Source organism: Calidithermus chliarophilus DSM 9957 (genome assembly GCF_000430045.1).
Taxonomy (GTDB): domain Bacteria; phylum Deinococcota; class Deinococci; order Deinococcales; family Thermaceae; genus Calidithermus; species Calidithermus chliarophilus.
The window spans coordinates 574,419-582,383 of the sequence record NZ_KE387027.1; the positions used below are offsets into that span (position 1 = coordinate 574,419).

Annotated in this window: 9 protein-coding genes; all 9 read right to left on the reverse strand. The window is 62.6% G+C overall.

Translation table 11 applies throughout. The features are described from left to right. Positions 1-6: 6 nt before the first annotated feature. Entirely contained in the window at positions 7-2,394 is a 2,388-nt protein-coding gene (locus MEICH_RS0119790; RefSeq protein WP_027894033.1) for an aldehyde dehydrogenase family protein, read from the reverse strand. Positions 2,395-2,458: 64 nt separating this feature from the next. Next, positions 2,459-3,439, reverse strand: a complete 981-nt coding sequence (gene deoC, locus MEICH_RS0119795; protein ID WP_027894034.1) for a deoxyribose-phosphate aldolase — start codon at positions 3,437-3,439, stop codon at positions 2,459-2,461. Positions 3,440-3,538: 99 nt separating this feature from the next. Then, complete coding sequence (locus tag MEICH_RS0119800) at positions 3,539-3,937, reverse strand: hypothetical protein (protein WP_027894035.1); 399 nt, start codon at positions 3,935-3,937, stop codon at positions 3,539-3,541. Positions 3,938-3,972: 35 nt separating this feature from the next. Further along, positions 3,973-4,359 (reverse strand): hypothetical protein, encoded by a 387-nt coding sequence (locus tag MEICH_RS0119805; protein WP_157202924.1) that lies wholly within the window; start codon positions 4,357-4,359, stop codon positions 3,973-3,975. An 80-nt stretch (positions 4,360-4,439) separates the two neighbouring features. Beyond that, positions 4,440-4,979 carry a hypothetical protein gene (locus MEICH_RS28970; protein ID WP_157202925.1) on the reverse strand — a complete coding sequence of 180 codons (540 nt, stop codon included), beginning with the start codon at positions 4,977-4,979 and terminating at the stop codon, positions 4,440-4,442. Continuing rightward, positions 4,976-5,980 (reverse strand): hypothetical protein, encoded by a 1,005-nt coding sequence (locus tag MEICH_RS0119810; protein ID WP_157202926.1) that lies wholly within the window; start codon positions 5,978-5,980, stop codon positions 4,976-4,978. The genes MEICH_RS28970 and MEICH_RS0119810 overlap by 4 nt, the downstream gene beginning before the upstream one ends. Before the next feature lie 81 nt (positions 5,981-6,061). After that, positions 6,062-6,379, reverse strand: coding sequence for a hypothetical protein (locus tag MEICH_RS0119815; protein WP_027894038.1), 318 nt, complete (start codon positions 6,377-6,379; stop codon positions 6,062-6,064). Between the two features lie 15 nt (positions 6,380-6,394). Then, a complete protein-coding gene (locus MEICH_RS28975; RefSeq protein ID WP_157202927.1) occupies positions 6,395-6,706 on the reverse strand; it encodes a contact-dependent growth inhibition system immunity protein in 312 nt (103 codons plus the stop codon). Between the two features lie 11 nt (positions 6,707-6,717). Next, positions 6,718-7,965: RNase A-like domain-containing protein (locus tag MEICH_RS27460; protein ID WP_051304374.1), on the reverse strand; the 1,248-nt coding region annotated here is incomplete at its 5' end.

Below are 7,965 nucleotides of genomic sequence, written 5' to 3' on the forward strand. Positions count from 1 at the left end.
CCACCTTTATGCCCCGTAGGGGACCCAGATGTTCTTGACCTGCGTGGCCTGCCGCAGGATCTCGTCCATGCCAGGCAAGGGGCCGCTCTCGGGCAGGGTCCAGGTGCGCTTCATGTTGCCGGCGCTGGCCTTTTCCACCATGGCCCGGCCCGCCTGGGGCCCGGCGTACCACACCACGTCCACGTCGTCGTGCTCGGCCAGGGTCTTGGCGAGCTCGTCGCGCTCGCCGGTGACGATGTTGAAGGTCCCGGCGGGCACGTCGGAGGTCTCGAGCACCTGATACAGGTCGGTCGCGCTCAAGGGGTGGGCAGGGGAGGGCACCACCACCAGCGTGTTGCCCATCGCCAGCGCGGCCCCGGCCAGCGTGGCGATGGCGAGCAGGGGCTGGTCGTCGGGGCAGAGCAGGCCCATCACGCCGATGGGTTCGGGCACCGCCAGGGTGACGTTGCGGATGGGGGTGTTGTGCACCACGCCGTCGTACTTGTCGGCCCAGGCGGCAGCGGTGAAGAGGGCCTGGATCGCGGCCTCGACCTCGGCCATGCCGTCCGCGCCGGTCTGGAGCTCGAGGCGGCGCGCGAACTCGAAGGCGCGGGCCTCCAGGTTCTCCGCCAGGAAGTACAGGATCTGCGCCTTGTTGTGGCCGGTGGTCCTGCGCCAGCCCTCAAAGGCCCCTCGAGCCGCCTCCACCGCGTTGCGGACGTCCTTGCGGTTGCCCAGCCCCACCTCACCGATGAGCTGCCCCTGCGGGCCATAGACCGCCTTGCTGTAACCGCTGTCGGGGCGGGCCTGCTTGCCCCCGATGAACAGCTTGGCGGTGCGGTCGATGGGCGGAAGAGCGCTGATGGCCGGGGGCTCATAGCTGATGGCTTCGGCGGTTTTCGCCTTGGCCCGCGACTTGCTTTTCGGGCTATCGGCCATCGGCAACCGGCTCTCGGCTTTCTTCACGTACTCCCACAGCCCTTCCTTGCCCCCCTCGCGCCCGAAGCCGCTCTCGCGGTAGCCGCCGAAGCCCGAAGCGGCGTCGAAGAGGTTGGTGCTGTTGATCCAGATGGTCCCGGCCTTGATCTGCGTCGCCACGTCGAGGGCGAGGTTGATGTCCTCGCTCCAGATGCTCGCGGCCAGCCCGTAGCGGGTGTTGTTGGCGAGCTTGACCGCCTCCTCGGGGGTGCGGAAGGTCATGGCGGCGAGCACCGGGCCGAAGATCTCCTCCTGGGCGATGGTCGAGGCCGGGGCCACGTTGGTGAAGAGGGTGGGGGGGTAGAAGCAGCCCTCGGCGGGCACGGCCCAGCTCGGTTGCCACAGCTCGGCGCCTTCCTCCACGCCCTTCTGCACGAGCTGCTGGATCTTCTGGAGCTGCACCGGCGCCACGATGGCCCCGATGTCCACGGCCTTGTCGAGGGGGTCGCCCACCCGCAGCCGCTCCATGCGCGCGCGCAGCTTGCCGTAGAGCTTCTCGGCCACGCCCTCCTGCACCAGCAGCCGGCTGCCCGCGCAGCACACCTGCCCCTGGTTGAACCAGATGGCGTCCACCACGCCCTCCACCGCGCTGTCGAGGTCGGCGTCGTCGAAGACGAGGAAGGGCGACTTGCCGCCGAGCTCGAGCGAGAGCTTCTTGCCGCTGCCCGCCGTGGCCCGCCGGATGATGCGTCCCACCTCGGTCGAGCCGGTGAAGGCGATCTTATCCACGCCCTCGTGTTCTACTAGGGCCGCCCCGGTGCGCCCGTCGCCGGTGACGATGTTGACCGCGCCCGCCGGCAGGCCCACGTTCTGGCAGATCTCGGCGAAGAGCAAGGCGGTGAGCGGGGTGAACTCGGCGGGCTTGAGCACCACGGTGTTGCCCATCGCCAGCGCCGGGGCGATCTTCCAGGCGAGCATCAAGAGCGGGAAGTTCCAGGGGATGATCTGGCCCACCACGCCCACCGGTTCGTAGCCCGAGAGCTCACTCTCCGTGAGCTGCGCCCAGCCCGCGTGGTAGTAGAAGTGCCGCGCCACGAGCGGGATGTCGATGTCGCGGGTCTCGCGGATGGGCTTGCCGTTGTCGAGGGTCTCGAGCACGGCGAAGAGCCTCGAGTGCTTCTGGATCTGCCGGGCCAGGGCGTAGAGGTAGCGCGCCCGCACGTGGCCGGGGGTCTTGCCCCAGGAGGCGAAGGCCTTGCGCGCGGCCTTCACCGCGTCGTTCACGTCTTCGGGGCCGCCCTGCGCGACCTCGGCGAGGGGCTTGGCGTTGGCGGGGTTGATCGAGGCGAACCACTCCTGGGTGGAGGGGTCGCGCCACTTCCCGCCGATGAATAGCCCAAAGCGCCCCTTGTGCGCCTCGATCCACTCGAGGGCGGGCTTGGCGGCTTCGGGCGCGGGGCCGTAGGGGAGGGTCTCGAGGAGTTCGGTCACGGTCATAAATCCCCCTTCAGGGGCAGAGGGCATATCGCGTACTGCCGGAATTCTTTTGCCATGCGCGGCTTTATCCCAGCGGCTGGTACTGCATGGAGGCGTAGCGGCCGTAGGCGAAGTGCTCGAGCTGCCGCTCGATGTCGTTGAGCAAGGCGCTCGCGCCGATGCGGAAGAGGTGGGGCTGCATCCACTCCTCGCCCAGCTCCTCCTTCATCAGGATCAGCCAGTCGAGCGCCTGCTTGGCGGTGCGGATGCCCCCGGCGGGCTTGAAGCCCACCTTGTAGCCGGTCTGCTCGTAGAACTCGCGGATGGCCCGCACCATCACCAGGCTGTTGTGCAGCGTGGCGTTGACGCTCTCCTTGCCCGTCGAGGTCTTGATGAAGTCCGAGCCGGCCTGCATGCACACCATGCTCGCCCGCATCACGTTCTTGAGCGTGCCCAGCTCGCCCACCGCCAGGATGGCCTTCATGTGGGCCGGGCCGCAGGCCTCGCGGAAGTCGCGCACCTCGTCGTAAAGCGCCTTCCAGTTGCCGGTGAGCACGTGGTGGCGCGAGATCACGATGTCGATCTCCGCCGCCCCCGCCGCCACCGAGGCCTCGATCTCCTTCAGCTTGAGCGCGTGGGGGTTGAGCCCGGCGGGGAACCCGGTGGAGACGGCGGCAACGGGGATGCCCGTGCCCTTCAGCGCCTCGACGGCGGTAGGAACCATCTCGTGATAGACGCACACCGCGCCCGTGGCGATGGGCCTGCCCGCGATCCCGAGGGCCTGCATCAGCTCCGGCCGCAAGGGCTGGCGGGCCTTGGTGCACAGGCGCCGCACGGTGCCGGGCGTGTCGTCCCCCGAGAGGGTGGTGAGGTCGATGGTGGTGATGGCGTGCAGCAGCCAGGCTGCCTGCCACTCCTTCTTGACCGTGCGCCGGGTGGGAAGGGTCGCCGCCCGCCGCTCGATGGCGCTGCGGTTGACCAGCGCCCCCTCGACCGCGGAAAGGTCGAAAGGAGTGCCGGGGTTGCGTTCGTGGGGATGGGAAGGGGTTCTGGAGAGCGTGACCATTGTCACCTCGCAAACAAACGAGTGTTGGGATTATACCCCCACCCCCCGGGCCGCAGAGCGCGGCTGGTCACGATGGAGGGGCGGGCCCTGGGGCTCCGTTCACGAGTAAACGCCCATAATTACGAGCATGAAAACGTGGGCCCAGAAGCCTCCAGGCAAGAGCAGCCACAGCACCGCGAACAGGACCAGCAGGACGAGTTCACGCCTCGAGGCTGACCTCTTGTTCAAAAGCCCCACGACGCCCTGAATGCCCTTGCCCGTAGCGACAACATAACAGCCCATCCCGGCCACGACCCCTACCAGAAGACCCCCCATGATGAAGGTTGACAGCGAACTCCCGGATAGGAGCTGAGTGAAGAGGACTCCTCCGAAGGCACCGACCGACGCGACCAGCACCAAAAAGCCATACAGCAGCCATTTGATCCCCTGGACGAAGCAATGGGCACAGTCAGGCGTCGGCACGCTCTGTTCTGCGGAGGTTTCCGTCGTCAAATTCATCTGTGAACACCTCACGTCGTGAGCAGTAGGCCTGGTCAGAGAATGGTGGCGAGCACCCTGGCGCCCGCCACGAGCCACAGGCCCCCGTAAACCAGCATCCAGGTGACGTCTTTGCTAGATAAAGACTGCTGTCGGCGTATCCCTCTAATCCCTTTGATGCCGTTAACGGTAGCGGTGACAAGGCAGCAAGCCCCCAGAATGACGGGTATCAGGAATACCGCTGAAAGGCCCAATGTGCTGGTGAAGTTCAACCCCAAGAGCCCTTGAAGCAATAGGGCCATCATAAAGGGAATAGCCAACACGTCGAGTCCCAGGCCTGAAAAACCGACATGCGTGAACAAGAGCCATATGATTCCGCTGAAAAAGTGGGAAGTGTGGGTGTGGCGGGTGGCCGCTGGGTGGTTTGTTGATGATGTTTCCATATTCCGCTTGTAAAGCACTTGCGATGGGCAAGGCATGTGGTGAGTGTTGTGAATGGGCTCGAGCCTTTACCGTGAGGCAGTTAGCGGGGAGGGTGGAGAACGTCCCACTTGGAACCTTCCCAGTAGGTAATGTCCAATTGCAGGAAATCTGTTTTAAGATCATCTTTGAGAGTCTTCATCAGAACTACGCCGAAGGTATAACGAGTAGTTGGGATACCCCAGACTGTGGTGTACCAATTGTCCTGTTGAGCATAGGGTGGGTCGGGCAATAGGAACTTGTCCCTGGCTCGTTCCACAAGTCTGTTCATCACTTCAGTCCAAAGGATGTTGATCCGTTCCTGATTCTCTGATCCTGAGCCTATGTACTCATAACATAGGTGTACCAACTCGGGTTCCTTTGGAATTTCACAGTCAATCTCCTTAAACTCGCCTGGCTCCATCAGGTTGGCAGCCAGGTAAGTTGCGATCTTGTGAAGATCATGGCTTTCAAGTAGCTGCTCATCTAGCTTTTTCATCGGCGGGGTTTCCTTGGGAGACACAGACGCATGTCTGGTGAACAGATCACAAGATGGGAGCAGGAAGAGAAAAATTAGACCGAGGCTCTGGAGTGCCTTCCTCATTCTCGAGCCTCCGGTGCATCTTGGTGCCAGGCTAGCCAGATCTCACGTAAGTGGCGGCGATCTTTAAACCAAGTCTTGTACTGATCACGAACTTGATTCACGTCCGCACTTGTATAGTTGGGAGTTCGTGGCAGGATTCGTGCGAGGATCGTTTGGATCTGATGGCCTTGTACAGCCTCGAGCATCTTTTCGACTGCCCGTTTTTGATTGGGCTCTTTTCTGGCGATCTCCGAAAGGATGTCGAATATTTCAACGAACTCCTCGCGCCCGGTGTCCACCAGCCGGTATCTGGGGTTGGCCTCGTTAGCCTTGTTCCAATCGTCGAACGCTTTGCCGATGAGGTAACCGATCTCCTTCCAGTAAGGCTCGATCACGCGCTTTTCTAGCTGGTCGGTGCGTTTGCTGCCCACGAAGCGGTTATCGCTGGCAGCAAAGGCCACAGGGGCTTCGGGGTTGGCACTGCCTTTGGCTCCGGCGAAGAGGGTGCCGTACTCAGGGTTCTGCTGCAACAGAATAGACGTGTAAGTCAAGGTGGTGTGCTCGGCGGCTGTGGTCAGTCCGGTACGGATGAAGAGCCTGCGGGTGTCCTCCGGCATCGTGACGAGGGTCCGGTAGAACTTTGGGTTGCAGAGTAACTCGAGGAACTGTCCACACCCAGCCTTCAGGTTCGCGGCTGCTTCTTTACCGAAGCGCTCAGCGACCCAGTTATAGACCCAGCCGATCTCGAGGAGACCAATCCCTAAGATGATAGAGGCCCTGATGTGGTCGTTAATGGCCTCGGTGATGCCGTTGATGAAGCCCTTCCCGATGAGGCTATGGGGGAGCTCGTAGCTTTCGATGACCCCATCGGTGTAGCCCTCACCGGCCCGCTCCACAAGGTCGCCGCTGTAGTGCACGTGGGTGCTGCTGATGCGGCGGCCGGGGTCGGTCTGTTTGGCGTTGAAGTCCTTGAGCTTTTGCAGGGTTTTGGCGTCGATGCCCGGGGCCTGGAAGGTGACCACGTGCCCCACAAACTGCGGCATCTCGCAGGCCACGGTCTGGGCCAGGGCCCCGCCCAGGCTGTGGCCGGTGACCCAGGGCTTTCAATCCAGGCCGAAGATGTTTTCATGGTTCCTAATGCCGATTTCCAGATGTTTCTTGATGGTGAGAAGCATCTGCTCGAGGCGCTCCGGGGATAGCCTGCGCCGGCCATGCTCTTTGACGAACTCGCCCACTGTCTCCCAATCCCGGGCCTCTAGCATCAGCTCAACCTCCCGGAGGAAATCCTTCTTGGTTTGTTGGCGAACGGAATGGGCCATTTCATCGGCAATAAACTCTAAGTCGGAGAAGTCCATTTCCTCGTTAAACCAAGTGGTCAGGAACGTATGGAAAAAGGGAAGCTTCTCTTCACCCAAAGACATAAGGCAACTTTTTGATCAGTCTGGACCAAATACGTCCTCATATTTTCTAATCTCGGCCTCTATGTGCTTTATGAGTGTCCTTAGCAAGGACTCTATACGCTCAGGCGACATGTTGCGTTCACCATACTTTTTAATGAACGTGCCGATCTCGCCCCATTGCTTACTCTTCAATAAAGTAGTCGCTTCTCCTAATAGCCCCTTGCGGTACTGCTGGTTCTCATACAAGGCGTACCGTTGACATATCTCGCCTAAGTCTTCGTAGTCTTCACCAGCATGGAAGTACCCCTCGAGGAAGTACTTGAAGAAAGGGAAATGTGTTTCATTCATGCTTCACCTCGTTACCTCAGGGTTGGATAACCAGTGATAATGAAAAATCCTAAGGGAGTATCTGGTGCCCTTTGCAAAACAAGTTTGGATTTGGTTAAGCCTGTCTTGACCCGCTTTGTTGACCGATCAACACTCATTCCGACCTCGAAGGCGTGTTCCATTACCAGAGTTTTGGTGGCACCTCCTTTACTTTCCAACCATTTGATAATATCGTCCGCATTTCCGCGTAAGCTCTCTAGAACGGCCTTTGTAGCGGTTGCTTTATTAGCAAACGTGGAAGCCGCTTCCACATCTTGCCTATTCGCTCTTTGGATCAAATCTTGCTTTGTTTTACCCACATGCCTCTCCAGCAGGTGCCCGCCCAGCTTCTCCATCTCGTCCAACACGTCATCCCCCAGCCGCCTGATGTGGTCGGCGGTGACCCTGACCGAGCGGTACTTCAGCACGTTCCTGACCTTCTCCGTTAGGGTCGCCAGGGTGGCCTCGGCCTGCCTAACGCTGCCCGGGTCGAGGCGGCGGATCACCCCCACGGCCTGCTCGGCCTGGTAGACCAGGCTCCTCAGCCGCTCGAGCGCCCGCGCTCCTTTGGCGCTCTTCGCCACTGCGTCCCCCACGTAGGGCAGCATCGAGACCAGCGAGAGGCCCATGCCGACGAAGTCCCCTCGGGCCAGGCTGATCGCCGCGCTGATGCCGTCAGAGATGGGGGTGGGGTCCACGATCCCGGCAACGTCGGCCATGACCCCCGCGATTTCGAGGGCCATCTGGCGGTTGACGCGCTGGAGCTGTTCACGCGCGGCGGCTAACTCAGCCGCTTCCTGAGGCTTCAGTGGCTTGCACTGCACGGCGGGTGACGCTTGGGCGGGTGCGGGCCGGGGCTCCTCCCCCCGGTAGGCCCGCAGCAGGCCGGCCTTCAAGCCTTCGGCACGCCCCAGGAAGGTCAGCACCGCCTCCAGCAGGGGCATCCCGGTGGCCGCCTCGGCCTCGCGCAGGGCCCGGGCGGTCTCGCGCGCCCCCAGCCCCTGCCGGTAGGCCTGGGCCAGCCTGTGGGCCACGGCGCGGTACGCCCCCCGCAGGGCCAGGGCGCTGCCCTCGTCCAGGACCCGCCGCTCGTCGGCCGGGAGCTCCACCTCCAGCCCCGCGGCCAGCCCCAGCCGCAGGGCCGGGCGGGGGGTGAAGCTTTGTTCCGCCCGCCTCGCCTGGGCCTCCAGGGCGGGGTCGGGGTCGAGGCCGGGCCCGGCCAGGCCCCGGGCCTGCTGCAG